This is a genomic window from Nonomuraea sp. NPDC054003 (assembly GCF_055585125.1).
Map to the genome: position 1 here is coordinate 566,376 of NZ_JBVJKR010000003.1, position 25,856 is coordinate 592,231.

Sequence of the window (25,856 nt, forward strand, 5' to 3'; positions counted from 1 at the left end):
CACCCAGCATCCGCCGCCCTCCAGGACCCGGCAAGGCCCAAACATGAGCTGCTCTCATCAACTCGCGAGCCGGACCAGCCGCGTGATCGTCACCAGGACCCCGGCGGCCGCGGCCGCCAGCAGCGCGATCGACAGCGGGGCGGCGTAGTACGTGACCTGGGCCCAGGTGACGGTCCGCCCGTTCATGAGGATCGAGACCAGGTCCGGATAGGCGGCCAGCAGCGCGACCGGCAGCAGCGCGGGGACCAGGCGCACCGCGACCCGCCACCGCGGCCTGCCCGCCCGCTCGGCGGCCCAGCGCCGCGCCCGGAGCGCGCCCGTGATCCCGAGGCCCGCCGCCAGCAGCGCGATCGCGGCCAGCACCGCCTCGAACAGCTGCCGGTCGCCTCCGGGCACCTCGGGCGCCCGGCCCTCGCTCATGGCCACGAGGCCCGTCATGACCGCGTAGGTCTCGTCCGTCAGCCCGGCGCTGTCCGTCATGACCGCGAACCCGTACCCCGTCCCGGGGGAGATCGCCTGGACGGCGTTGTAGGTGAACAGGTTGCCCGAGTGCACGAGCAGGCCGGACTCGCGGTCGGGGCTCCAGCCCATCCCGTACTCGTGGATCCCGGAGGGGGCGTGCATGGTCTCCAGGCTCTGCCGCTGCACCAGGGGGCGGCCGTCGCCCGTGTGGAGCCTCAGCCACCTGCCCATGTCGGCGGCGGTGGTGATGACGCCGCCGCTGCCGCTCTCGTCCAGGAACCCGTCCAGCTCGGGACGGGGCAGCCAGAGGCCGAAGATCGAGTTACGGCCGTCGGCCGGTCTGACGACCTCGTCGCTGACCGCGCTGGACGTCATGCCCAGCGGGGTGAAGATCCGCTCGCGCAGGTAGTCGCCGAAGCGGCGGCCGCTCGCGGTCTCGACCAGCCTGGCGGCCAGGTTGTAGTTGACGTTGCAGTACTCCCAGCGGGTGCCGGGGGCGGCCGCGAGCCGGTCGTCGGCCAGCCGCGAGGTGTAGTCCGCGAGCGAGGCGGCGTCGCCCAGATCCGTGACGTCCACCGAGGTGTCGGACAGGCCGGAGGTCTGGTTGAGCAGCTGCCGCACGGTGATCCCGGCCGCCCGCGGGTCGGCCATGCGGAACCCGGGAAGCTGCGCGGCGACCGGCTCGTCGAGCCGGATCTCGCCCCGCTCGACGAGCGTCATGACCGCCGCCGCGGTGAACGACTTGCTGACCGAGGCCACCCGCATCGGGGTGCCGGCGGTGATCGGGGCGCCGCGGGAGTCGTGCCCGTACCCGGCCGCGTGCACGACCTCGCCGTCCCTGGTCACCACCAGCGACATGCCGGGCACGCCCGTCGACTCCATCGCCTGCCGGGCGTAGGCGTCGACGGCGGCGGCCGTGAGCTCGCCCGGCACGCGGGCGTCTCCGTCGAGGGCGGCGGGGGTGAGGGCCAGGAGCAGGGAGAAACCGGCCAGAAAGGACTTCATGGGCAAGCACCGTACGAAGCCCGTTACCCCTGCCGGATCCGCCGAACGTCCAGTGACACCCCTGACGAAGGTGAGGAGTCCCGCCCGGGCTAGGCGACGGAGCTGTACACGGGGTCGCCCGTCCACGCGTAGGTCATGTAGACGACGCCCGCGTCGGTGGTGGTGCAGCCGGTGAGCTTGAGCCCGGCCGGGAGGGTGCCCTCGGCGAACATCCGCTTGCCCTCCCCGAGGACGACGGGGAAGACCATCAGGCGGTACTCGTCGACCAGCTCGGCCCTCTGCAGCGTGCGGATGAGGTCGCTGCTGCCCTGGGTGATGATCTCGCCGTCGGTGCGCCGCTTCAGGTCGGCGACCGTCTGCGCGGCCTCGCCCGCCAGCACCTCGGTGTTGCGCCACTCGGCCGTCATCGGCGACCTGGTGGCGACGTACTTGCGCATGCTGTTGATCTCGGCGCCGCCGTCCTCGTCGGACACGTGCGGCCAGTACGAGGAGAGGATGTCGTACGACCTGCGGCCCAGCAGCATGCCGTCCGCGCGGTCGAGCTGATCGCCCATAATGCGGTTGAACCCCTCGTCCACGTGCGGGGCCAGCCAGCCGCCGTGCTTGAAGCCGTTGTCGTCGTCCTCGCCGGGCCCGCCCGGAGCCTGCATGACACCGTCCAGCGAAACGAAGGCGGAAACCACCAGCCTGCTCGTCATCTCGTACTCCTTCTCCCCGATGGGACCAGGCCCTTTCTCCGGGCCCGCCGTGGTTCATGTCCCCAAGGCTGCCGATGCCCTCTTACGGGATGCTTCAGGTTTCCTTCAGCGAAAGGCCGGTCCCCCCAAAAGGAGGGACCGGCCCCGGCCGTCACGGCATCCGGGCGTAGCCCGCGGCACGGGTGGTGAACGTGCCCCGGCCCTGCGTACGGCTGCGTAGATGGGTGGCGTAGCCGAACACCTCGGCCAGCGGCACCGTGGCGGTGGCCACCACCGTGCCGGCCTTCGCCGCCGTGCCGCTGATCCGGCCGCGCCGGGCGGCCAGGTCGCCCAGCACGCCGCCCGCGGCCTCCTCAGGCACTGTCACCGTGACCTCGACCACCGGCTCCAGCAGCGCCATCACGCAGGACCGCAGCGCCTCGCGCAGGCCCAGCCGGCCCGCCGCGCGGAAGGCCGTCTCGGAGGAGTCCTTCACGTGCGTGGCGCCGTCGGTAAGCGTGACGCGCAGGCCGGTCACCGGGTGCCCGCCGAGCGGGCCCTCGACCAGCGCGTCGCGGCAGCCCGCCGCCACCGCGCGCACGTACTCGCGCGGCACCCGGCCGCCGGTCACCGCCGACTCGAACGCGAACCCGGTGCCCGGCTCCACGTCGAGCACCACGTGCGCGAACTGCCCGGCCCCGCCGTCCTGCTTGACATGCCGGTAGAGGAGTCCGGACACGCCGCGCACGACCGTCTCGCGCAGCGCCACCCGGGGCCGGCCCACGGCGACCGTCATCCCGTGCTCGCGGCGCACCTTCTCCACCGCCACCTCCAGGTGCAGCTCGCCCAGGCCGGACAGCAGCGTCTGCCCGGTCTCGGGATCGGTCCGTACGGACAGGGACGGGTCCTCGTCCGTCAGCCGCGCCAGCGCCGACGTCAGCCGCCCGGCGTCGGTGCTCCGGCGCGGTTCGACGGCCACGGACACCACGGGCTCGGTCGCCGACGGCGGTTCGAGCAGCAGCGGCGCCTCCCGCGCGCACAGCGTCGCGCCGGGACGCGCCGCCTTCGGCCCGGCCACCGCGACGATGTCCCCGGCGACCGCCCGGTCCACCTCGGTGTGCCGGTCGGCCTGCACCCGCAGGATGCGGGCGACCCGTTCGGTGCGTTCCGCGCCCGCGTCCAGCACCGTGTCACCCTTGCGCAGCGTCCCCGCGTACAGCCGCAGGAACGTCAGCCGGCCCGTCGCGGTGGAGCTGACCTTGAAGGCCAGCGCCGCGAGCGGCGCCTCGGGGTCGGCGGCGCGCTCCTGCTCCGCGCCGGCGTGCGTGCCGCGCACCGGCGGCACGTCCAGCGGCGAGGGCAGGTACGCGACGACGGCGTCCAGCAGCGGCTCGACGCCCCTGTTCCGGTACGCGGACCCGCACAGCACCACGACGCCGTCACCGGAGCGGGTGAGGTCGCGCAGCGCCGTCTGGAGCGTGCCGGCGGAGATCTCCGGTCCTGCGCAGAACTCCTCCAGCGCGCCCGGGTGCAGCTCGGCCACGGCCTCCTCCAGCAGTCTGCGGCGCCGCCGCGCCTCGTCCAGCAGGTCGTCCGGCACCGGGCCTTCCCTGAGCACGTCCCGGTCCCAGGTCAGGGCCCGCATGCGCGGCAGGTCGACGACGCCGGTGAAGGCGTGCTCGCGGCCGATCGGCAGCTGCGCGACCAGCGGCGTCACCCGCAGCCGGTCGCGGATCGAGGCGACGGCCGTGTCCAGGTCGGCGCCCGCCCGGTCCAGCTTGTTGACGAAGGCGACGCGCGGCACGCCGTGGCGGTCGGCCCGCCGCCACACCGACTCGCTCTGCGGCTCGACGCCCGCGACCCCGTCGAACACGGCGACGGCGCCGTCGAGCACCCGCAGCGAGCGCTCCACCTCGTCGGAGAAGTCGACGTGGCCGGGAGTGTCGATGAGGTTGATCCGGTGTCCGGCCCACTCGCAGCTCACGGCCGCGGCGAAGATCGTGATGCCGCGGTCGCGCTCCTGGGCGTCGAAGTCGGTGACGGTCGTCCCGTCGTGCACCTCGCCGCGCTTGTAGGTGGCGCCGGTGGCGTACAGGACGCGTTCGGTCAGGGTGGTCTTGCCGGCGTCGACATGGGCGAGGATGCCCAGGTTGCGGACGACGGCAGGCGATCGGGTGGTGTGACGGCGCACGGTCCATGACCCTTCTTGCGGGATGGAGAACAGGACGGCGCGATGTGCCGGACGAGAAGAGGGGCAGGGCAGACAGAGCAGGGCCCCGCCCCGGGAGGATCAGGGGTTCGTCACGGCGTCCGGTGGCGGGCGCGCAGCCGGCACCGGGCCGCCGGAGACACCAGGATCACCTCATACCGCGACGGGGGGACGGCGGCCGCGGTGCTGTGGTGGCGCACGGCGGGCTCCCCTCACACGTCGGAGCGCGCCACTGCGGCGCGCGGTACGGCGGCGAGTCTAATGATCGCGAGGGTGACGCGGAACCGGTTTTTCCGGTCAGCGTGACGTCCAGCGGGGGTCGTCGAGGCGCTCGCCGTTGTGCAGCGCGGTGAACAGGTCCTCCCACAGCGGCATGACGACCTCGGGCGAGTAGCTCTGGGCGGTCCTCGCCGCGGCGGCGCCCAGCCGCCGGCGGGTGTCGATGTCGCCCATCAGGCGAGACAGCGCGGCGCCCAGCGCCTCCGGGTCGCGCGGCGGCACCAGCACCCCGTCCACGTCGTGCGTCAGCACGTCCGCCGGGCCGGTCGGGCAGTCGAAGGCCACCACCGGCAGCGCGTGGCCCATCGCCTCGATCATCGCCATCGGCAGGCCCTCGATGCGGGAGCTGAGCGCGTAGATCGACGCCGCGGCCATCTCGTCGTGGATCGTCTCGGTGCGGCCCATCAGCTTGAACCGGCCGGTCAGGCCGGCCTCCTCGATGCGCTCGCGCAGCTTCTCCTCGGACGGGCCGGTGCCGAAGACCTTCAGCTCCCACTCGGGGCGCTCGTCCGCGATCGACGCGAACGCCTTGATGAGGTAGTCGAAGCCCTTCTGCTTGACCAGCCGGCCCACCGCGATCACCACCGGTGCCGTGTGGTCGGAGTGCACACGCCCGGCCATCGGGATCCCGTTGGGGATGCGGATGACCGGGCAGCCGGGGAGCGCCTCGCGGTATTCGGCGCGGCTGGTCTCGGTCAGCACCACGACCGCGTCGAAGCGGCTGTAGTGGCGGCTGATCTGCTCCCGCACGGGCTTCCGGTAGGAGCCCAGGTTCATGTGGTCCTGGGCCACCCGGATCACGCCGGACGTGGCGCGGCGGGCGGCGATGAGGTTCAGCGCCGGGCGGGTGGTCACCAGGATGCCGTCGCTCAGCGGGCTGACGTAGTCGATGACCGCGCGCTCCACGCGCTCGGTGAAGTAGCCGGCGGCGAACTCGCCCGCGGGCACGATCTTGCCCCGCGCCCGGCGCCACACCTTGCGGGCCAGGGAGTCGGTCTCGACCGCGTTCCGCTGGTCGACCAGCGCCCACACCTTCACCCGCGGATCGATGGCGAACTGCGGCTTGGTCCGCCGGCGGACCGCGCTGACGATCTCCACGTCGTGACCCGCGGCCGCCATGGCGTTCGCCTGGTTGACCACGGTGCGGATGGTCCCGCCCATGCCGTAGGCGTGCAACAGCATGTACCGGATCTTCATCTCTTGCGTCTCCGAGGCATGTCTCAGCCGGATGGCGTCCCGGGGCCACCCGTTTCATGCGGATCGAGGCTAATGCCTCTAGCTGGGAGTTCACTGGCAACGGCCCATGGACCCGCTCAGCCAGGGTACTGGCGATCCGGAGGACAATGATCAACGGAACGGGCGTCAGGGGCGGATCGAGCGGCGCAGCAGGGCCCAGGACCGCTCGGCCGCGGCCGGCCGGGCCTCCGCCGAAGCGCTGGACAGCACCCCGGCCAGCATGGCGATGACCAGCAGCAGGTCGTCGGCCGTGACGTCGGGGCGCACGGTCCCGTCGCGCCGCGCCTGGTCGAGCTTGCCGGCCAGCAGCCGGGCCACCCGGGTGCGCACCGCGGCCATGCGCTCGTCGGCCGAGGTGACCAGGTCGAGGAACGCCACCGAGGCGACGGTCTGCTCGATGATCCGCGCGAACAGGTCGTCGAGCGTGGTCGTCCGTTCGGCGGCGAGCGATTCCAGTTCGGTCACGTTTCCGTCGAACACCGCCAGGGCCAGGCTCGCCCGGTCGGGGAAGTGGCGGTAGAGGCTGCCCTGCCCCACACCGGCCCGCCGCGCGACCGCGCTCAGCGGAGCGCCGAATCCGGCGGTCGCGAACAGCTCCCGGGCCGCTGTGACGAGCGCCGCGCGGTTCTCCGCCGCCGCGCTGGGCCCTCTGTTGGCTTTCCGTACGTGCGCCACGGCAGCAACGGTAGCCACCGGACAGTAATGTCCTGGGGCTTGCGGCGAAATGTCCAGTACGTGCCATGGGCATTCCGGTCAGGAAGCGCGAGGGGAGCCGAGGCTGCGGGAGAGGGCGCGGGCGGTGGCGCGCAGGGCGGGAGCGAGGGCGCGTGGCTCGGCGCCGGAGGCGGGGACCACCACCGACAGCGCCGCCACCACCCCGTCGTCGGCGCCGCGGACGGGCGCGGCGACGGTGAGGATCGGCCCCGGCTCCGACCGCTCGGCCACCGCCAGCCCCGTCTGGCGCACCCGCGCCAGCGTCCGCCGCAGCGCGGCCGGTGAGACGGGCAGCCCCTCGGGCTCGTGCACCAGCGGCTCCGCCAGCACCCGGTCCTGGAGCTCGGGCTCGGCGTGCGCCAGCAGCACCAGGCCGACGCCGGTCGAGTGGAGCGGCAGCCGCCCGCCCACCCGGTAGAGCACGTCGACGGCGTCCCTGGCCGACAGCCGCTCCACCAGCAGGGCCTCGTGCCCGTCGCGCACCGCCAGCAGCACGTGCTGGTGCGTGGCCTCGTACAGATCCTCCATGTACGGCAGCGCGGCCTCGCGCAGCCCGTGCCCGCGCGGCGCGAGCGAGGCGAGCTCCCACAGCCGCAGCCCGATCACGTACCGGCCGCCGCCGTCGCGTTCCAGCGCGCCCCAGTGGAGCAGGCGGCGGGCCAGCCGCAGCGCCGTGCTCGGCGGCGTGCCGGTGGCCCGGCTCAGCTCGGCCAGCGTCATCGCCCGGCGGGTCGCGGAGAAGGCGCCGAGCAGCGCGAAGGCCCGGTCGATCACGGGGGCGCCGTGCGGCGGCCGGTGTCCGCGTGGAGCGTTCGTCACCCGTGCAGTGTGCCAGTGACGCATGCCATTGAGTGAAATCCTCCCTGGTGCACGCCGGGGCCACGCCCTAGGGTTTGCCGATCAAGACAGATGTGGAGGCGACGATGATCGCGAACCCCGGATCCGACCGGCTCGACGCCCTGCTCGCACAGGTGCTCGGCTCCGTCGGCGGCGCGGACCCGCGGGTGCGCGAGCTGGTCGGCGGCCTGGTCACCCACCTGCACGCGTTCGTCCGCGAGACCAGGCCCACCGAGGCCGAATGGCTGCGTGCCGTCGACTTCCTGGTCCGCGTCGGGCAGACCTGCACCGAGACCCGCAACGAGTTCATCCTGCTGTCCGACATGCTGGGCGTCACCTCGGCCGTCGACGAGGTGAACCACACCGGCCCGCCCACCATGACCCCCAGCTCGGTCGAGGGCCCCTTCCACTCGCCCGCGCCGCCCCGCCCCATGGGCGCCTGGATCGCCGAGGGGCCCGAGCGGCAGCGCGGCGAGCCCGCCGTCGTGCACGGCCGCGTCACCGACTGCGACGGCAACCCCCTCCCCGGCGCGGTGCTCGACGTCTGGCAGTCGAACGACACCGGCCTGTACGACAGCCAGGACGCCGAGCAGCCCGACGGGAACCTGCGCGCCCTGCTCACCACCGGCGACGACGGCGCGTACTGGTTCCGCACGGTGAAGCCGAGCAGCTACCCGGTGCCGACCGACGGCCCCGTGGGCGAGCTGCTGCGGGCGATCGGCCGCCACCCCATGCGGCCCGCGCACGTGCACATCAAGGTCCAGGCGGCCGGGCACCGGCCGCTCACCACCCACATCTTCGTCGCCGGCGACCCCTACCTCGGCTCCGACGCCGCGTTCGCGGTCAAGGACGCGCTCGTCACGGACTTCCTGCCGTCCGCCGGCGCGCGCTTCGGCATGGACGGCCCGTTCCTGGCGGCGGAGTTCGACATCAGGCTGGTCGAGGAAGGAGACCCGCGGTGAAGCTCGTCGGCATGGCCGCGCGCGACAACGGACGGCACGTCACGGTCGGCGTCCTGGCGGACAGCACCGTCACGCCCCTCGCCGAGGTGACCGACTTCTACAGCGACGTCCCGTACTGGCTGGACCGGGCCCGCAAGGCTGGGCCCGGCGGGGTGCCGCTGGCGGAGGTGGAGCTCGCCCCGCCCGTGCCGCCGTCGGCGCGGGTGCTGTGCGTCGGGCTCAACTACCGCGCGCACGCGGCGGAGGGCGGCTTCGAGCCGCCCGCGCACCCGACCGTGTTCGGCCGGTGGACGGCCTCGCTCTCGGTGACCGGCACGGCCGTGCCGGTGCCCGCCGGAGAGCCGGGGCTGGACTGGGAGGGCGAGGTCGCCGCCGTCGTCGGCGCGCGGCTGGCCGACGCCGGCGAGAGCGAGGCGGGGGCGGGCGTCCTCGGGTACGCCGCGTTCAACGACATCACCGCCCGCACCGCCCAGAAGCTCACCAGCCAGTGGACTCTCGGCAAGAACGCCGACCGCAGCGGCCCGATCGGCCCGATCGTCACCGCCGACGAGACCGGGAGCCCCGCGGACGGATGGCGCGTGGTCACCCGGGTCAACGGCGAGGTGATGCAGGACGGCGACACCAGTGACATGATCTTCACCGTGCCCGCACTCCTGTCCCGCATCAGCGCCACGCTGACACTCCACCCCGGCGACGTCATCGCCACCGGCACCCCGGAAGGCGTCGGCTACGTCCGCACGCCGCCCCGGCTGCTGACGCCCGGCGACGTGGTCGAGGTGGAGGTCGACCGGCTGGGCGTGATCCGGACGCCGGTCACCGGCCCGGCCGGCAGGAGGGGCGCGTGAGCCGGGTCCTCGTCGCGGGCGGCGGCCCCGCCGGGCTGGCCGCGGCCGTTGAGCTCGGCCGGCGCGGCGTCACCGTCACCGTGGTCGAGCCGCGCACCACGATCGACCAGGACCGGCCGCGCGCCAAGACCACCAGCATGCGCACCATGGAGCACCTGCGCCGGTGGGGCCTCGCCGACCGGCTGCGCGCCGCCGCGCCGCTGCCCGTCTCCTGGTCGCAGGACGTCCTGTTCTGTACGAACCTGCTCGGCGTCGAGCTCACCCGCTTCCCCCACGCCTTCGGCCTCCACCCCGAGCGCGACGAGCGGTGGGCGGAGCCCGGCCAGCAGGTGCCGCAGCCGATCGTCGAACGGCTGCTGCGCGAGGCGGTGGCCGAGCTGCCCGCCGTCACGCTGCTGACCGGGGTCGCCGTCACCGCGATCGACCAGGACGGCGACCGGGTCCGCGCCCGGCTCTCCGACGGCTCTGCGCTCGAAGCCGACTACTTACTGGGCTGCGACGGCGCCGCCGGGGTCAGCCGCGAGGCGATCGGCGCGTCGTACGAGGGCTCGTCCGGCGAGCGGCCCAACCTGAGCGTGGTGTTCCGGGCGCCCGGCCTGGCGCAGAAGATCCCGCTCGACCCGGCCGTGCAGTACTGGGTGATCCATCCGGAGGTGTCCGGCCTGATGGGCCGGATGGACCTGGACGACAAGTGGTGGGCGATCATGGTGGGCGTCGACGTGCGCACCTCCGCCCCGGACCCGGAGCGGCTGGTGCGCGTGCTCATCGGCGCCGACCTGCCGATCAGCGTCGTCAGCACCGACCCGTGGGTGGCCCGGATGCTGCTCGCCGACCGCTACCGCGCCGGCCGGGTCTTCCTGGTCGGCGACGCCGCCCACCTCAACCCGCCGTGGGGCGGCCACGGGTTCAACACCTGCGTCGGCGACGCGGTCAACGTCGCGTGGAAGCTCGCCGCCGTGCTCCAGGGCTGGGGCGGACCCGGCCTGCTCGACAGCTACGAGGCCGAGCGCCGCCCGGTGGCCGTCCAGACCGTCGCCGACAGCTCCGCCCAGGAGAAGCTGCTCGCGCCCACCTTCGCCGACCGGCCGCTCACCGGCCCGGGCCCGGAGGCCGCCCGCGCCCGCGCCGAGACGGCCGCCGCGCTGCGGGTCAAGGCCGGCGAGTTCTACAGCGAGGGGCTCGTGCTCGGCTACCACTACGCGGGCTCGCCGATCGTGGCCGACGACGGCTCGCCCGTCCCGCCGCACACCCCGCAGGACTACCACGGCTCCGCCCGGCCGGGCGCGCGGCTGCCGCACGCCTGGCTGCCCGGCGGCCGTTCCCTGTACGACACGCTGGGCGAAGGGCTCACGCTGCTGCGCCTGACACCGGAGCCCGGCCCCGCCTTCGAGGAGGCGGCGCGGGCCCTCGGGGTGCCGTTCACGGTGGTGGACCTGGCGGGCGAAGGGCTGCTCGACAGGTACGGCGCGCCGCTCGTCCTGGTCCGGCCCGACCAGCACGTGGCCTGGCGGGGCGGCGGCGGCGACCCGGCGGCGATCCTGCGGACGGTGCTCGGGTTCAGCGGGGAGTGAACCAGACGCTGATCTGGTTCAGCTGGCCGGCCGGGCCCTCGGCGAGGACCCGCACGGCCTCGCCGTCCATCCCGCCGAGCACCAGCCGGCCCTTCTCGGGGCCGATGACGGTCGCCAGGAAGTGGCTCCTGTCCAGCCAGCCGTTGAACACCATGCCCTTCGCCGGCGGGATCACCGCCTCCCGCTCGCCGGTGGCCGCGTCCCACAGGCAGATGTCGCGCGACCCCTCCCGGCAGGTGGTGGTGAAAACCCGGCCGGCCGTGGTGTCCGCGACGCCGCCCCGGATCAGCGCGCCCTTGCCGGTGAAGGTGCGCAGCACCCGGCCGTCGAGCCCGACGTACCGGATGGCGCCGTCGCCGCCCTGGGTGACGAGCGTCGAGCCGTCCGGCCCCCACCCGTAGCCGGCCTCGCCGCCGAAGTCCGTGCGGCGGGTCTGGACGCTCTTGGCGGCCGGGTCGACGACGACGAAGCCGACGGTGCGCTGCTCGTCCGGGCCCGCCCTGAGCGTCAGGAGCAGGCGGCCGCCGTCGGCGGTCCAGGCCGGGTCCAGCGTGAGTCCTGGCTTGCCGGCGGTCCGCAGCGTGACGTCCTCGCCGGTGCCGCGGTCCACCAGCCGCAGCGTGTTGTGGTCGGTCACGTCGAGGTTGGAGACCGGGAGCGCGGCCACGTACCGGCCGCCGGGGGAGACGACCGGGATCTGGAAGCTGCCGAACCGCCGGAACTGCCCGGTCCGGGGATCGCGGACGTAGGCGGGGAAGTCCGCCTCCGCGAAGCCGCCGTAGTAGGAACTGGCCCAGATCGGGTCGGCGGGGTTCTCGTGCAGCTCGACCCCGGTGCCGGGGAGCGTCGAGGTGGTGGTGGAGCCGGTGCTCATCGGACCGGAGGAGACGCGCTGCGGCGCCGGCGGGATCGGGTCGTCCGGCGTGCTCCGGAGGCCGAGCGCGGCGGCCGTCGCCGCGCCCGCCAGCACCACGGCGGCGGCGCCCGCGACGAGCACCCGCCGCCGCGGCCCGCGCGGGGCGGGCTCGGGGGCCGCGCTCCTGGTGCCCTCGGCGAGCAGGCGCCGCGGCTCCACCCGGTGACCGAGCAGCCGCAGCAGCGCGGTGCGCGCGGTCGGCCGGGCCGCCGGGTCCTTGGCCAGGCAACTGCTCACCACCTCGCGCAGGTCGCCGCGGAGATCGCCCAGGTCCGGCTCGGCGCGCAGGATCCGGTTCACCAGCGCGGGCACGTCGCCGGAGCCGAACGGCGGCGAGCCGGTCGCCGCGCACACCACCGTGGCCGCCCACGCGAACAGGTCCGCGGGCGCGCCCGCCCCGCGCCCGAACTGTTCGGGGGCCATGAACGGCGGCGTCCCCGTCAGGTGGTCGCCGTCCGGTTCCGCGGCGTCGAGCGTCCTGGAGATGCCGAAGTCGATCACCCGCGGCCCGTCCCTGCCGAGCAGCACGTTGCCCGGCTTGAAGTCGCGGTGCACCACCCCCGCCTGGTGGATGGCCGCCAGCGCGGTCACGCTGCCGATCGCCAGCCGGCGCAGCTCGGCCCCGCCCAGCGGCCCCCGCTCGGCGAGCACCCGGGCGAGCGACGGCCCGTCGACGAACTCGCTGATCACGTACGGGACGCCGTCGAGCTCGCCGCTGGCCAGCACGCTCGCCGTGCAGAACGCCTTGACCCGCCGCGCCAGCTCCACCTCCTTGGCGAAGTCGGCCCTGGCCTCCTCGTCCAGCGCGTGCGCCAGCAGCTTGATCGCCACCCGCTCGCCGGTGGCCGACTCGCCCAGGTAGACGACCCCCTGCCCGCCCTCGCCCAGCCGGCCCGCGACGCGGTACGACCCCACCCGCGCGGGGTCCTCCGTCAGCAGCGGCCTCGGCTCCACGGTCACCGCCGGATCGCCGCCCACTGGCGGTTGCTGCCGCGCTCGTCCACGTCCGCGAGCACGCGCTTCGTCCTCCCGAGGAAGTCCACGACCTTCACCTGGAGGCGGCCCTTCTTCTTGCCGGGATCCTCGATCAGCAGGTGGTCGTCGTCGAACCAGCCGATCAGCCGGACGTCGTCGTCGAGGCCCTCCACCGTGGCCTTGCGTGCGCCGGTCACCGCGTCCCAGACGCACACGTCCCCGCTCTTCGGACAGACGGTGAAGAACTGCCTGCCGTCGGGCGAGTACCAGTCGCGGTCGCGCGGCATGCCCACCCAGTGCTTGGTGGTCGTCACCTTGCCCGACATGTCGTACGTCTCGATGCCCTGCGACTTCTCACCCGAGTAGCCGCGGGCGATCGTCCCGTCCGGGAGGAACGTGAACGGCAGCGAGATCGCGTCCTTGTACTGGGTGTTGACCACCGTGGAGGTGCGCGCGGCCACGTCGACGACGACGAAGCCCGAGAACAGCTTCGCGTCCTCCGTCCTGATCGACAGGAGCAGCCGGCGGCCGTCGCGCGACCATGCGGGCACCTGCGTGGACTCGGGCTTCTTCACGGTCTGGACGGTGAAGGTCTCGCCGGTCGACAGGTCGCGGAACCGGACGTGGTCCATGTCGGAGTTCTGGTACTTGAGCCACGGGTTGAGCGCCACCCACCGGCCGTCCGGCGACACCCGGGGCTCCTCGGCCAGGCCGACCTCCTCGAACCGGCCGGACGCGTCCCTGACGAACGTCTTGAAGGGCCGGCTCACCTGGAGGTAGGCCGTCAGGCGCGCGACGTCGTCCGGGTGCTCGTGCAGCGTGGCGCCGATGTCGGGCAGCTCGACGTCCTTGTCCGCCTTCGGGGGGACGCTGGCGACCGGCGCCGTGGTCACGCTGGGAGTGATCGGCGCGCCGGAGGTGATGACCGCGCCGGGCGAGGGGGACGAAGCCGCCGAGGTGGTCACCCACGGGGGCGCCAGCGTGTACACGGCGGCGCCCGACAGCAGCGCCCCGGCGGCGAACGCCGCCACCGCGACCAGCGGCCCCCGCCCGCGCCGCGCGGGCGGCGGCTCGTCCCTCCCGCCGGCCTGCGGGAGCAGCTTGCCGGTCAGGAACCGCGTCTCGCCGACCAGCCGCAGCAGCACGTCGCTGGAGGAGGGGCGGCGTGCCGGGTCCTTGTCCAGGCACCCCTCGACGACGCCCCGCAGGTCCCCGAGATCGGGCAGGTCGGGCGGCTCGCCGACGATCCGGTTGACCGTGCCCGCCATCGACCCGCCGTCGAACGGGGAGCGCCCCGTGGCCGCCGACACCAAGGTCGCGGCCCACGAGAACATGTCCGCCGCCGGCCCCGGCTCCGCCCCGTCGAGCCGCTCGGGCGCCGCGAACGCGGGCGTCTCCACCTGCCGGGTCGTCGTCTCGGCGGAGGCCGCCATCGCCCCCGCCACGCCCACGTTGATCAGCCGGGGGCCGTCGGGACCGAGCACCACGTTCTCCGGCCGCACGTCTCCGTGGACCGCCCCCGCCTGGTGGATCGCCACCAGCGCGGTCACCGTGCCGACCGCGAGCCGGTGCAGCGCCGCCTCCCGCAGCCGCGTCCCGCCCGCCGTCACCGCCGCCAGCGTCGGCCCGTCGATGTACTCGCTCACCACGTAAGGGCGGCCGCCCGCCGTGCCCGAATCGAGCACCTGGGCCGAGCAGAAGGCGGACACCTCGCGGATCGACTCGACCAGCCGCAGGAACCGCTCCTGGTCGACCTGCGGGCCCAGCAGCTTCACCACCACGGGCCGGCCGGCCTCCGCGCCCTCGGCCGCGTACACGCCCCTGCCGAGCCGGCCGATCAGCCGGTACGGGCCCACGTGGGTCGGGTCTTCCTCGCGTAGCGGTAAGAACTCGGGCATCCCGGTTTCTCCTCCCGGCAGGTGAGGCTGCCGCGTAGATCACCGATTATGAGTGTTCACCGGGCGGATTGACATGCCCTTGACACCCATTGTGCGCCCGGATCCGCGCGGGAGCGCTACCCCGGATCCCGGTGCGCCCGCACCGCCCCCACCAGCAGAACGACCAGCCCGAGCACGATCCCGGCGAGCACCAGCGGCTCGTTCCAGCCGGTGACGAAGGGGGTGGCCGCGGTGACCGCCCAGAGGACGGCGACCGCGTACGAGAAAGGGGCGAATCTGACGTGTATCCGCCGCCAGGCCTCGTCGCTCGCCATGGACGTCCTCGTACGGACCCCGAAGAGAGGGTTGCGCGGCAGCCGCCGGGACGCGCCCAGCAGGCCCAGGGCGAGCGCGAGGAACGCCGCCCCGCCGAAGAGGACCGCGACGATGATCTGCTCGCCCGCCGTCATGATCGCCCCTCCTCGGATCGAGGCTGTCACGCGCAGAGGGCGGTGTCCAGGGCGGCTTCCAGGTTCTTGACGGCGGGCAGGTCGGACGGCAGGGAGGTGACCGCGACGGTGGCGGCGCGGCCGTCCTCGGTGACGCCGTTGCCCGTGGCGTAGCCGGGGGCGGAACCGCCGTGGGACCAGGCGAAACCGCCGCAGCTCAGCTTGAAGGTGGCGATGCCCAGCCCGTACCGGGCGCCGCCCACGGTGTCGAACTCGGGCGCGGCGACGGTCTTCTTCATCTGCTTGAGCTGCGCGGGCCTGAGCAGCTCGCCGTCCATGAGCGCGGTCATGAACGTGTTGAGATCCTTCGGGGTGGCCACGAGCGCGCCCGCCGCCCACGCCATCGACGGGTCCAGCCGGGTGACGTCCCGGTACGGGTCGCCGGGCTTCAGCGCGAGGTAGCCCTTGGGGTGCGGGCCGCGGATGTCCCGCTCGCCGACGCCGGGCCAGTACGTGTCGCGCAGGCCCAGCGGCTTGATGACGCGCCTGGTGATCTCCTCGCCGATCGGCCGGCCGGTGACCTTCTGCACGACGAGCCCGGCCAGGATGTAGTTGGTGTTGCTGTAGTCCCAGCCCTTGGCGGGGGAGTCCCGGCGCGCCAGCGCCGTGTCCACCAGCTCGCGCGGCTCGAAGTGGCGCTCCAGCACGGAGAAGAAGTCGCCGATGAGGACGTCGTCGTAGTCGCGCAGGCCGCTCGTGTGCTGGAGCAGCCGGCGGGTGGTGATCTTCCGCCCGTCGACGCCCTTGCCCCGGACCACCCCGGGCAGATACTTCTCGATGGGCGCGTCCAGGTCCAGCTTGCCCTCACCGGCCAGCTGGAGCGCGACCACGGCGGTGAACATCTTGGTGTTGCTGGCGATCCGCACCCGCCCGTCCGCCGGCATCTTCGCCTCGGTCTTCAGGTCGGCCACGCCGGACGTGTAGGTGCGGGTCCGTCCGTCGCGCCCGCGCACGGCCGCGATCGCGCCGGGGAACGACGACTCCTGGACGAGCGTGTCCAGGCGCTTCTGCACGGGGTCGGCGGGGGCGGCGTGCGCGACCGGGGCGGTCAGGCCCAGCCCGGCCAGCGTGGCGAGTGCCGACGCCGCCAGGATGCGTGCGGGGTGCTGCGACATGGGTGGCTCCCTCTGCTCGGATGGCTCGTTCTCGAACACCACCCAGCCTGTCGGCGCGCCCCCTCAAGATCGATCCAGCCCGCTGGAGACCGCTGGTACAGCCTGCACTACGTCGTGGGAACGGCGGCGGCGAGCAGGTGCTCGTCGCCCGGCCGGCAGACGAGCTGCAACCCGACCGGCAGCCCGCCGGCCAGGCCCGCCGGCACGGACAGCGCAGGGAACCCGAGCACGTTCCACGGAGAGGTCAGGGCCAGCAGCGCCGCGCGGACGCCGACCGGCCGGCCGTCGAGCACCGTCTCCCGCAGGCCCAGCGGCGGGGCGGTGAGCGGTACGGTCGGCAGCGCGAGCACGTCGTGGTCCTCGAACAGCTTCTCGGCCACCCCGGCGAGCCGCCGCCGCTCCGCCGTCGCGCGGACGTACTTCCAGCCCGGCACCCGCATCGCGCCCCTGAGCCGGTCGAGCACCTCGGGCTGGAACAGCTCCGGCGCCTCCGCCACCCGCTCGGCGTGCACCTCGGCCGCCTCGGCGCCGCCGATCGTGACGTACACGTCCATGAACGCGTCGGCGGCCCCCGGCGGGAGCGCGACCCGCTCCTTCGCGCCCGCAGCCTCGGCGGCGACCCGCATCACCTCGGGGTCGCAGGGGTGCAGGTCGGAGGGGTCGAGCCAGGCGACGCGGGGCGTGACGGAGCCGCTCTCGACGGCGTCCCTGCCGCTGAGGAGGCGGTAGGCGAGGAAGCACTCGCCGGCGGTGCGGGCGAGCACGCCCACGTGGTCCAGGCTGGGCGACAGCGGGAAGGCGCCGTCAGCCGGGATCGCGCCGTACGCGGGCTTGAGACCGGCCACCCCGCACAGCGCCGCGGGGATGCGCACCGAGCCGCCGGTGTCGGTGCCGATCGCCAGCGGCACCAGCCCCGCGGCCACGGCGGCGCCGCTGCCGCCGCTGGAGCCGCCCGACATGCGCGCGGGGTCCCACGGGTTGCGGGACGCGCCGTTGGCCGAGCAGTCGCCGGTCGGCCCGTACGCGAACTCCTGGGTCGTGGTCTTGCCCACGATGACCGCCCCGGCCTCGCGCAGCCGGGTCACGCACGCCGCGTCGGTGTCGGGGACGTACCCCGCGAAGTGCCGCGAGCCCATGGTGGCGGGCATGCCCGCCACCAGGAGCAGGTCCTTGACCCCCACCGGCAGCCCGTGCAGCGGGCCCCGGTCGGCCCCGCCGGCCAGCTCGGCGTCGGCCTCCCTGGCCGCCGCCAGCGCGCCGTCCTGGTCGACGCTCACGAAGGCGTTCAGTACGGGATCGAGCCTGGTGATGGCGTCGAGCGCCTCCCGCGTCAGCTCCTCGGCCGTCGTGCGGCCCGCCCGCAGGTCGCGGCCGAGGTCGTCGATGGTGCGGCCGGCGAAAGGCCCGGAAGACGTCGTCATGCAGTCACTTCTACATGCTCACGCCACGCGCCCCAAATGTGCGGGTGATTAACCGATTCAGGGTTCACGACATGACCTTAGTTGTGTTGGGCTGGCGAAACTTTCAGTCGGTTCGGTGAACCAGTTAAGAAAAGCGTTGACGCTGTGGATCAGCGTAGGTAGCGTCCCCGATCGCGTACCCCGCCATCAGCCGGAGGCGTCCATGCGGCTCACCGCCCTCGTCACCGCCCTGCTCGTCGCCGGAGCGACGCTCGTCGCGGCGCCGGTCCAGGCCGCGGCCCCTGCGCCGCCGACCGCGGGGCCCGCCCTCGCCGCCACCCCGCCGATGGGGTTCAACAACTGGAACGCGTTCGGCTGCGAGGTCAGCGAGACCCTGATCAAGGAGACGGCCGACGTCCTGGTCTCCAGCGGGCTCAGAGACCTGGGGTACGAGTACGTCAACATCGACGACTGCTGGTCCCTGCGCGAGCGCGGACCCGACGGCAGGCTCGTCCCCGACCCTGACAAGTTCCCCGGCGGGATCGACGGCGTCGCGGACTACGTCCACGCCAAGGGCCTCAAACTGGGCATCTACGGCGACGCCGGCACCAGGACGTGCGCCGGTTATCCGGGCAGCCTCGGCCACGAGGAGATCGACGCCCGCACGTGGGCCGGCTGGGGCGTCGACTACCTCAAGTACGACAACTGCAACAACCAGTCCGACGGCTCGCAGGAGGACTACATCCGCCGCTACACGGCGATGCGCGACGCGCTCGCCCGAACCGGGCGGCCGATCGTCTACTCCATCTGCGAGTGGGGCACCTCCCAGCCGTGGACCTGGGCCGAGGGCGTCGGGCAGCTGTGGCGCACCACCGGCGACATCAGCGACGACTGGTCCAGCGTCCGCTCCATCATCCGCCAGAACGCCCCCCTCGCCCCGTACGCGGGACCGGGACACTGGAACGACCCCGACATGCTGGAGATCGGCAACGGCGGCATGACGGCCACCGAGTACCGCACCCACATGAGCATGTGGGCGATGATGGCCGCCCCGCTGATCATCGGCACCGACCTGCGGGCCGCCTCCGCCGAGACCCTGGAGATCCTCGGCAACCGCGAGATCATCGCCGTCGATCAGGACCGGCTGGGCGTCCAGGGCGCGGTCGTCTCCGACGAGAACGGGCTCATGGTCCTCGACAAGCCGCTGGCCGGCGGCGACCGGGCGATCGCCCTCTACAACTCCACCGACACGCTCGCCACGGTCAGCGTCGCCGCCGCCGACACCGGGCTGCGCCGGGCCGGGGCGTACCGCCTGCGCGACCTGTGGACCGGCCGGACCCTCCAGGCCCGGTCCACCATCTCCGCCGCCGTCCCCGCGCACGGCACCGTCGTCTACCGGGTGAGCCCGCTGCGCGGCCCCGGCGACGTGCCGCCGTCCGTCGTCGCCGGCGCCGCCCTCGGCACCGTCGTGCCCGCCGACGGCGGCACGCTGACCACGGCGGTCACCAACCGCGGCGCCGGCGACGTACGCGACGTCAAGGTCACCGTGCGGACGCCCGAGGGCTGGACCGCCACCGCGACCGGCCCGTCCGGCAGCGCCCGGCTCAGGACGGACGCCGCCCTGGAGACCACCTGGCGGATCGGCGTCCCCGCGACCGCGGCAGCCGGCCGCCACCCGATCGAGATCACCGCCGCCTACCGGTGGGGCCGCCGCTCCGCCGGCACGTCCAGCGAGATCGTCGCCGTGGTCGTGACCGCCCCCGGGGACGGCCGCCGCCACCTCAGCACCGTCGCCCCGGTCAGCACCGTCAACGCCACCGGACCCGTCGAGGCCGACCAGAGCAACGGCGGGCCGCTGGAGGACGACGGCAACCTCATCACCATCGGCGGCCGCGTGTACCAGCGCGGGCTCGGCACCACCACCGGCAGCGAGATCAGCTACTACCTCGGCGGCCGCTGCTCCCGCCTGGTCACCGACGTGGGCGTCGACGACGAGGCGGCGGCCGGCGCCCCCGCCACGTTCACCGTCCACGCCGACGCGCGCACCGCCGCGACCAGCGGCCCCATGACCTCCGGCCAGGCGCCCGCCACGCTCACCGCGGACCTCACCGGCGCCGACTGGCTGCGCCTGACCGCCGAGTCCGGCGCGGCTGCGGTCCACGCCGACTGGGCGTCACCGGTGCTCACCTGCGGCGACGTCCCCGACGACAGCCCGGTGCTGCCGGTCTCGCGCACCCTGTTCTCCTTCGAGACCGGCACCGACGGCTTCACCATCGCCAACCCCGGCGACGGCGGCACCGTCGCCCGGTCACCCCTCTTCCACACCCACGGGACCAGCGGGCTCAAGGTGTCCACCCCGGTCGCCGGCAACTGGTTCGGCAGGCCGCTGGACGAGCCGCTCGACCTCACCGGCACGAGCATGCTCAGGTTCGACGTGCGGGCCGGCGAGGTCGGCACCGTCGGCGAGATCGCCATCCAGGTCGGCGAGGACATGTCGTGGTGCCAGGGCGGCCGGTGGGGCTGGATCGGCCCGCACTCCAGCAGGACCGTCACCGAGCGGTTCGACCAGATCGCGTGCCCGCTCGGCGTCACCCTCGACCCGGCCGACGTCCGCGCCGTCTGGGTGTTCCTCAACACCGGCGGCGACGTGCACATCGACGACGTCCGCGCCGAGTAGGGCGCGCTGTGCGACGATGCGGTGCGGTCGGCGCTCGGCCCGCCGGCCCGTAGCGCGACCTACCGGGCCCGCTTCGTGTACGGCCTCTACCAGGGCAAGGAACGCGTCACGCGGTGACGAAGTCGGCGACGAGCACCGTGGCGTCCTCCTCCGGCTCCACCACCGACATCTCGTCGTACAGCTGATCCAGGCAGGACGCCGGGGACCGGCCGTCGGCGAACAGGGCGGTCATCCGCTCCGCCCCGAGCGCCGTGACCACGCCGTCGGTGACCACCACGATGCGATCGCCCTGGTGGAGCGGCACGCTGCCGACCTCCGGTTCGGCCGTCCCCACCGGGCCGTCCCCGGGCCTCGTCAGCCGCCGCGGCCGCCCGCCCTTCGCGCAGTACCAGATCGCGCCGCCGCCGACGTGGGCGTAGCGCAGGCGCGGGCGCTCGCCCGCGTCGAGCACGATCAGGTCCAGGCCGGTGGCCCGCTCCGCCAGGGCGAGCTCGTCGCGGGCCGCCCGCGCGCAGCCGCCCAGATCCTCCTCTTCCGTACCGGCCGTCTGCGGCCGTGCCGCGACCACCGCGCCCAGGGCCAGCGCGGCCGCCGTGTGACCGCGCCGGCCTCGCCCCCCTCCGTCCGCCACCGCGATCAGCCGCTCCTGGATCACGTAGACGTCGGACGGACGGCCGTTCGAGCCCTCGTACGTGCCGCCCGCTGCCGACAGCCGCGGCCGTGCCACCGGAATGCCCGGTGGCCACGGCCCCCGCCTGCCACGGACCGCCATCACCGACAGGCAGGAGATCAGGATCGAGATCGAGATGAGCGTCATTGAGGTCCCCCCTCGGCCGCAGTGATCGCGACACGGATCAGTACACGCCGCCCCGCCCGGGGTGGCATGACGGTCGATCAGCCGTCATGCCGCAGAGGGCGCGGACGGTGGAAGGTTCGAAGGTGAGACAGGCCCGAGGAAGGCTGCCATGCGATCCATGACCGCGCACCCGGCCCGCCCGCGCCCGGTGCGTTATCGTGAGTGCCGACTTGTGATCTCGTCGCGGGCGGACGGGCGATGGCTCACCTCGGTTCCACGCGCTACGACTCGGCGGCCAGGCAGCTGGAGCGCACCGCCGCGCGCACCGCTGCCGGCGCGCGCGGTGTCGTCGGCCTGGTCGCGGCCGTCGCCGCGGCGCTCGGGGCCGCCCCGCCCGTCTCCGCGGCCTGGCTGGCGCCCGCCCTGGCGGTGGAGCTCGGCTGGACCGCCCTGTTCCTGTGGCGGATGTGGCGCGGCACGCGGCTGCCCGCCTGGCTCGTGGCCGGCGACGTGGCGATCACCGTGGCGCTCTGCCTGGCGCAGCGTCACCTGGTGGCAGGGGAGGCGCTGGCCGGCGGCGCGAGCTGGGTCGCGGGGCTGGTCACGATGACGATCATCGTGCCCGCCGTCGTCTGGCGGCCCGCGGCGGCCGTGCCCACCGGCCTGGTCGTCGCGGTGGCGTACCTGGCCGGGATGCGGCTCGCCGACCCGGGGCAGGACGTGACCGTCTCGCTCGGCATCCACCTCGTCCAGGTGCTGGCCATCGCGGTGCTGATGACGCTGCTGCGCCGCTCCGCCGCCTCCGCCGACGGCTTCCTGCGGGAGAGCGCCAGGGCCGACGTCGCGCTCATGGTCGAGCGGCTGCGCCGCGAGGACGAGCTGAAGCAGGTCGGCAGCGTGCACGAGACGTCCCTGCACACCCTCACCATGGTCGGGCTGGGAACCTACGACGGGCCCTCGGCCACGCTGCGCGAACAGGCGTCCCACGACTTGTCCGCGCTCGACCGGCTGCGCGACACCCCCGGCAGGGAAGGCGTGCCCATCGCCCTGGACGCGCTGCTCGACGAGGTGGCCGGGCGCGCCACCGGGCTGCGGGTGCGCAGGCGGCTCACCCACGAGACCGTGCCGGGCGAGGTGGCCGAGAGCTTCGCCCGCGCCGTCGCCGAGGCCCTGTCCAACGTGGCGCGCCACGCCGGCGTGCGCGAGGCCGAGCTGACCTCGCGCAGGAGCGGCGGCGAGATCCGCGTGGAGGTCGCCGACCACGGCCGCGGCTTCGACCACGACCGGCTGCCGCCCGACCGGTTCGGCGTGCGCGGCTCCATCCTCGACACCATGCGCGCCCTGCCCAACGGCGGCGCCGACATCGCCTCCGGCGGCGACGGCACCCGGGTCACCCTGTGGTGGCGGCCATGACCGGCGACATCGAGCAGGTCGCGCGGCGCTACGCCCGCTACACGGCGATCGGCGCCGTGGTCATCGCCGGCGTCTGGCACGTCGGCTACGACCTGACGGTCACGGTCACCGGCTGGCACGACTTCCGCTGGCCCGTGCTCGCGGCCGTCGCCTGGGTGGTCTACACCGCCGTCGGGGCCGTCGCCGCCGTGGCCCTGTTACGCGGCGCCGAGCCGTCCACCGCGGGGACGGGCCTGCTCGTGGCCGCGACGCTGGCCGTGGACGTCGCGGTCATGCTCGCCTGCCACCCGCGCGACCTGCTCGGCACCATCGACTGGGGGTGGGGCTCGGTCGGCTGGGTCGGCGTCATGCTGCTGTGGAACCGGCCGCGCTGGCGGGCCGAGCTCATCGCGTTCCTGGCGGCGAACGCCGGGCTCATGCTCGCCGCGATGGCCGTCACCGGCACGTTCGACCGCGTCTCGGTCGCCAAGTATCTGGTGGTCGTGGCCGGCAGCATCACCCTGCAGCTCGGCTACAGCGTCGGCTGCCACGCGCTGCGCGCCAGCGCCGAGGACGCGGCGCTGCTGGCGCGGCGGCTCGCCGCCGACGACGCCTGGCGGATGTCCGCCCAGCGCATCCACGCCGACCGGCTGCGCCGCTACGCCGCCATCCGCGACGTGGCCGAGGACCTGCTGGAGCGGCTCGCCGACGGCGCCGACCCCGGCGACGCGCGGGTCCGCGAGGAGTGCACGGCCGGCGCCCTGCGGCTGCGCCGCCTCATCACCGAGCGCGAGGACGTGCCCGACGCGCTCGTCACCGCGCTGCGCGAGCGCATCGACGCCGCCGAGCGGCGCAAGGTGCTGGTGACGGTCCCGCCGTTCGGCGGCACGCTGCCCGACCTGGCCGACCGCGTACGCGAGGACCTGCTCAGAGTGCCGCTCCAGGCGCTGGACGGGGCCAGGTCGCGGGCCAGGGTCACCGTGTCCGCCATGTCGACCATGGTGAGCGTGGCCGTCGTGGCCGACAACGACGACCTGCCCGTCAGCCCGGCGCCGGTGCGCGAGGCGAGCGGGGTCGTCATCACCTACCAGCGGCAGGGAGGGGAGGTATGGGTCAACAGCATCTGGCAGGCCCCGTGACGGTCGCCCTGGTCGAGGACCACCAGGTGGTGGTCGACGGCGTCCGGTCCTGGTTCGGGCAGCCGGGCCCGGTGACGCTCGTCGCCCAGGGGCCCACCATCGAGTCGGTCCGCGGCGTCCACGCCGACGTGCTGCTGCTCGATCTCAACCTCAACGGCACCATGATCGTCGACCGGATCGGCGACCTGTGCGAGGGCGGGCAGCGGATCATCGTCTTCTCCGAGCACGAGGAGCCGGAGACGGTCCGCGCCGTGCTGGACGCGGGCGCCTCCGCGTTCATCGGCAAGGGGCGGGCCACCCGCGAGTCGTGCGTCGAGACCATCCTGGAGGTGGCCGCCGACCGGCCCAGCGTCACCCCGCCGATGGCGCAGGCGATCGCCACCGACGAGAGCCCGCACCGGCCCCAGCTCTCCGACCAGGAGCGGCTGGCCCTCCTCTACTGGTTCCAGTCCATGTCCAAGGCGTCCGTGGCGGCCCGGATGGGCATCAAGGAGCGCACCGTGCGCCAGTACATCGACCGGGCCAGGGTCAAGTACGCGGCGGCCGGCCGGCCCGCCCCCACCAAGGAGAAGCTGCTCATCTGCGCCATCCAGGACGGCCTGATCAGCCCGGGGGAGGTGGACGTCTACACCTCGCTGGCCGCCCGTCCCGACCGGTAGGCGATCCGGCCGCCGAGCATGGTCAGCCACGCGTCCACGCCGGACAGCTCGTCGGCCGGCAGCGACCGGACGTCCGCGTCGAGCACCACCACGTCGGCCAGCTTGCCGGGGGCGAGCGAGCCGATCACGTCCTCCATGCGCAGCGCGTACGCCGCGTCGACGGTGTGCGCCCGCAGCGCCTCCTCCAGGGTGACGGCCTGCTCGGCGCCGATCGGCCCGCCCTCGCGGGTCCGCCGCCGCACCGCGTTGGACACCGTCTCCATGGGCCGCAGCGAGGAGACGAACGAGTCGCTCGACAGCACCGGGCGCAGCCCCGCGTCCAGCTCCTCGCGCATCGGTTGCAGCCGGTGGGCCCTCCTGTCGCCGAGCCGGCGCACGAAGTCGGTGCCGCTGTCGTACAGGAAATTCGGCTGGTTGACCGGGATGACGCCGAGTGAGGCGAACTCGCGCACCTGCGCCGGCGTGGGGTGGCCGCAGTGCTCGATCCGCGGCCTGGCGTCGTCGCCGGACACCGCGACCGCTGCCTTGAGCGCGTCGAGCGTGTAGCCCATCGCCCGGTCGCCCTGGGTGTGCACGCCGACCTGCCAGCCCGCCGACGCGGCCCGTCGCACCAGGTCGACGAGCTCCTCCGGCCGGTGGTAGAGCGTGCCGGTGAAGCCGTCCCCGTACGGCTCGTCGAACATCGCGGTGCCGCCCAGGAGCGTGCCGTCGCAGTAGAACTTCATCGCGCCGAACCGCAGCCGGTCGTCGCCGAACGGGCCCGCCAGGCCGATCGAGGTCAGCTCGTCGAGCATGTGCGACAGCGGCATGACCACCGTGCGCACCGGCAGGGTGCCCGCGTCCCAGGCGGACCGGTAGATCTCCAGCTCGCGGCGCGACACCTGCGGGTCGCACACGGTGGTGACGCCGGCCTTCAGGTACGGTTCGGCGGACATCTCCAGCCAGGAGCGCAGCTGCTCGCGCGGCAGGTCGACGTGGAAGTTCGGGCCGTGGCAGCCGATGTCGACGGCCACGGGCAGCAGCAGCTCCATGGCGGAGTCCAGCACCATCCCGGTCAGCCGGCCGCTCTCGTCCCTGACGAACGCGCCGCCCGCCGGGTCGGCCACGTCCTCGCCGATGCCGCGCCAGGCCAGCGCCGCGGAGTTCACCACGGCCTGGTGCCCGGAGACGTGGTAGACGATCACCGGGTGGTCGGTGGTGGCCTCGTCGAGCTGCCGCCGGGTGGGCCGGCCGCCGGGGAACTTCGCGTCGTCCATGCCGTACGCGCGGATCCACTGGCCGGCCGGGGTCCTGGCCGCCTCGGCGGCGATCCTGGCCACCAGATCCCGCGCGCTGCCCACCCCCGGATAGCGGGCGTCCACCGCCACCAGCGACTCCGCCGTGGACAGCAGGTGGTTGTGCGGGTCGATGAACCCGGGCAGCACGCTGCGCCCGCCCGCGAGCACGACCTCCGCGCCCGGCCCGGCCGCGGCCAGCACCTCGGGCTCCCGCCCGACGGCCAGCACGCGGCCGTCACGCACGGCCACGGCCTCCGCGGCGGGGTTCGCCGGGTCCATGGTGATGACCTTGCCGCCGGTGATGACGATGGTGGACACGCGAGTCTC

Annotated in this window: 20 protein-coding genes; 7 read left to right on the forward strand and 13 right to left on the reverse strand. The window is 74.0% G+C overall.

The features are described 5' to 3' along the window. Positions 1-57 precede the first annotated feature (57 nt). The 6 genes from ACZ6YG_RS10190 to ACZ6YG_RS10215 form a co-directional block, all read right to left on the reverse strand. Positions 58-1,467 carry a serine hydrolase domain-containing protein gene (locus tag ACZ6YG_RS10190; RefSeq protein WP_466017743.1) on the reverse strand — a complete coding sequence of 470 codons (1,410 nt, stop codon included), beginning with the start codon at positions 1,465-1,467 and terminating at the stop codon, positions 58-60. Positions 1,468-1,556: 89 nt separating this feature from the next. Further along, positions 1,557-2,165, reverse strand: coding sequence for a dihydrofolate reductase family protein (locus ACZ6YG_RS10195; protein ID WP_397198003.1), 609 nt, complete (start codon positions 2,163-2,165; stop codon positions 1,557-1,559). 151 nt (positions 2,166-2,316) lie between these two features. After that, positions 2,317-4,335 carry an elongation factor G gene (fusA, locus tag ACZ6YG_RS10200; protein WP_466017744.1) on the reverse strand — a complete coding sequence of 673 codons (2,019 nt, stop codon included), beginning with the start codon at positions 4,333-4,335 and terminating at the stop codon, positions 2,317-2,319. A 315-nt stretch (positions 4,336-4,650) separates the two neighbouring features. Next, positions 4,651-5,829: a glycosyltransferase family 4 protein gene (locus ACZ6YG_RS10205; RefSeq protein WP_148033256.1), complete on the reverse strand. Its 1,179-nt coding sequence runs from the start codon at positions 5,827-5,829 to the stop codon at positions 4,651-4,653. Between the two features lie 165 nt (positions 5,830-5,994). Continuing rightward, entirely contained in the window at positions 5,995-6,543 is a 549-nt protein-coding gene (locus ACZ6YG_RS10210; protein ID WP_219552397.1) for a TetR family transcriptional regulator, read from the reverse strand. 78 nt (positions 6,544-6,621) lie between these two features. After that, a complete protein-coding gene (locus ACZ6YG_RS10215) occupies positions 6,622-7,401 on the reverse strand; it encodes an IclR family transcriptional regulator (RefSeq protein WP_466017745.1) in 780 nt (259 codons plus the stop codon). 104 nt (positions 7,402-7,505) lie between these two features. Here ACZ6YG_RS10215 and ACZ6YG_RS10220 point away from each other — a divergent pair, with 104 nt between their 5' ends. Genes ACZ6YG_RS10220 through ACZ6YG_RS10230 form a run of 3 tightly spaced genes read left to right on the forward strand, consistent with a single transcriptional unit; the run spans position 7,506 to position 10,797 of the window. Beyond that, positions 7,506-8,381 carry a dioxygenase family protein gene (locus ACZ6YG_RS10220; protein ID WP_466017746.1) on the forward strand — a complete coding sequence of 292 codons (876 nt, stop codon included), beginning with the start codon at positions 7,506-7,508 and terminating at the stop codon, positions 8,379-8,381. Next, positions 8,378-9,226 (forward strand): fumarylacetoacetate hydrolase family protein, encoded by an 849-nt coding sequence (locus ACZ6YG_RS10225; RefSeq protein WP_466017747.1) that lies wholly within the window; start codon positions 8,378-8,380, stop codon positions 9,224-9,226. Before ACZ6YG_RS10220 ends, ACZ6YG_RS10225 begins: the two co-directional genes overlap by 4 nt. Then, the gene (locus tag ACZ6YG_RS10230; RefSeq protein WP_466017748.1) at positions 9,223-10,797 is read left to right on the forward strand and encodes an FAD-dependent monooxygenase; all 1,575 of its coding nucleotides are present in this window, start codon (positions 9,223-9,225) and stop codon (positions 10,795-10,797) included. Before ACZ6YG_RS10225 ends, ACZ6YG_RS10230 begins: the two co-directional genes overlap by 4 nt. Here the strand turns inward: ACZ6YG_RS10230 and ACZ6YG_RS10235 are convergent. From ACZ6YG_RS10235 to ACZ6YG_RS10255, 5 genes are all read right to left on the reverse strand, one after another. Beyond that, the gene (locus tag ACZ6YG_RS10235) at positions 10,784-12,673 is read right to left on the reverse strand and encodes a protein kinase domain-containing protein (RefSeq protein WP_466017749.1); all 1,890 of its coding nucleotides are present in this window, start codon (positions 12,671-12,673) and stop codon (positions 10,784-10,786) included. The two genes, ACZ6YG_RS10230 and ACZ6YG_RS10235, sit on opposite strands and share 14 nt — an antisense overlap. Next, positions 12,670-14,586: a protein kinase domain-containing protein gene (locus ACZ6YG_RS10240; RefSeq protein WP_466017750.1), complete on the reverse strand. Its 1,917-nt coding sequence runs from the start codon at positions 14,584-14,586 to the stop codon at positions 12,670-12,672. The genes ACZ6YG_RS10235 and ACZ6YG_RS10240 overlap by 4 nt, the downstream gene beginning before the upstream one ends. A 116-nt stretch (positions 14,587-14,702) precedes the next feature. Then, on the reverse strand, positions 14,703-15,035 hold the full coding sequence (locus ACZ6YG_RS10245; RefSeq protein ID WP_219551170.1) for an SdpI family protein: 333 nt from the start codon (positions 15,033-15,035) through the stop codon (positions 14,703-14,705). 26 nt (positions 15,036-15,061) lie between these two features. Further along, positions 15,062-16,189: a serine hydrolase domain-containing protein gene (locus ACZ6YG_RS10250; RefSeq protein WP_148033248.1), complete on the reverse strand. Its 1,128-nt coding sequence runs from the start codon at positions 16,187-16,189 to the stop codon at positions 15,062-15,064. 107 nt (positions 16,190-16,296) lie between these two features. Continuing rightward, a complete protein-coding gene (locus tag ACZ6YG_RS10255; protein ID WP_466017751.1) occupies positions 16,297-17,610 on the reverse strand; it encodes an amidase in 1,314 nt (437 codons plus the stop codon). A gap of 202 nt (positions 17,611-17,812) precedes the next feature. On the opposite strand from ACZ6YG_RS10255, the gene ACZ6YG_RS10260 reads away from it, so the two are divergent. Beyond that, positions 17,813-20,266 (forward strand): NPCBM/NEW2 domain-containing protein, encoded by a 2,454-nt coding sequence (locus ACZ6YG_RS10260; RefSeq protein WP_466017752.1) that lies wholly within the window; start codon positions 17,813-17,815, stop codon positions 20,264-20,266. Between the two features lie 106 nt (positions 20,267-20,372). On the opposite strand, the gene ACZ6YG_RS10265 is transcribed toward ACZ6YG_RS10260, so the two are convergent. After that, entirely contained in the window at positions 20,373-21,083 is a 711-nt protein-coding gene (locus tag ACZ6YG_RS10265) for a SpoIIE family protein phosphatase (protein WP_219551180.1), read from the reverse strand. Between the two features lie 237 nt (positions 21,084-21,320). On the opposite strand from ACZ6YG_RS10265, the gene ACZ6YG_RS10270 reads away from it, so the two are divergent. The 3 genes from ACZ6YG_RS10270 to ACZ6YG_RS10280 are packed head-to-tail and all read left to right on the forward strand — an operon-like array spanning position 21,321 to position 24,252. Next, the gene (locus ACZ6YG_RS10270) at positions 21,321-22,475 is read left to right on the forward strand and encodes a sensor histidine kinase (protein WP_466017753.1); all 1,155 of its coding nucleotides are present in this window, start codon (positions 21,321-21,323) and stop codon (positions 22,473-22,475) included. Beyond that, positions 22,472-23,593, forward strand: a complete 1,122-nt coding sequence (locus ACZ6YG_RS10275; protein ID WP_148033244.1) for a hypothetical protein — start codon at positions 22,472-22,474, stop codon at positions 23,591-23,593. The genes ACZ6YG_RS10270 and ACZ6YG_RS10275 overlap by 4 nt, the downstream gene beginning before the upstream one ends. After that, entirely contained in the window at positions 23,563-24,252 is a 690-nt protein-coding gene (locus tag ACZ6YG_RS10280) for a response regulator (protein WP_148033243.1), read from the forward strand. Before ACZ6YG_RS10275 ends, ACZ6YG_RS10280 begins: the two co-directional genes overlap by 31 nt. On the opposite strand, the gene ACZ6YG_RS10285 is transcribed toward ACZ6YG_RS10280, so the two are convergent. After that, positions 24,219-25,847 carry an amidohydrolase gene (locus ACZ6YG_RS10285; protein ID WP_466017754.1) on the reverse strand — a complete coding sequence of 543 codons (1,629 nt, stop codon included), beginning with the start codon at positions 25,845-25,847 and terminating at the stop codon, positions 24,219-24,221. The two genes, ACZ6YG_RS10280 and ACZ6YG_RS10285, sit on opposite strands and share 34 nt — an antisense overlap. Positions 25,848-25,856: the final 9 nt, after the last annotated feature.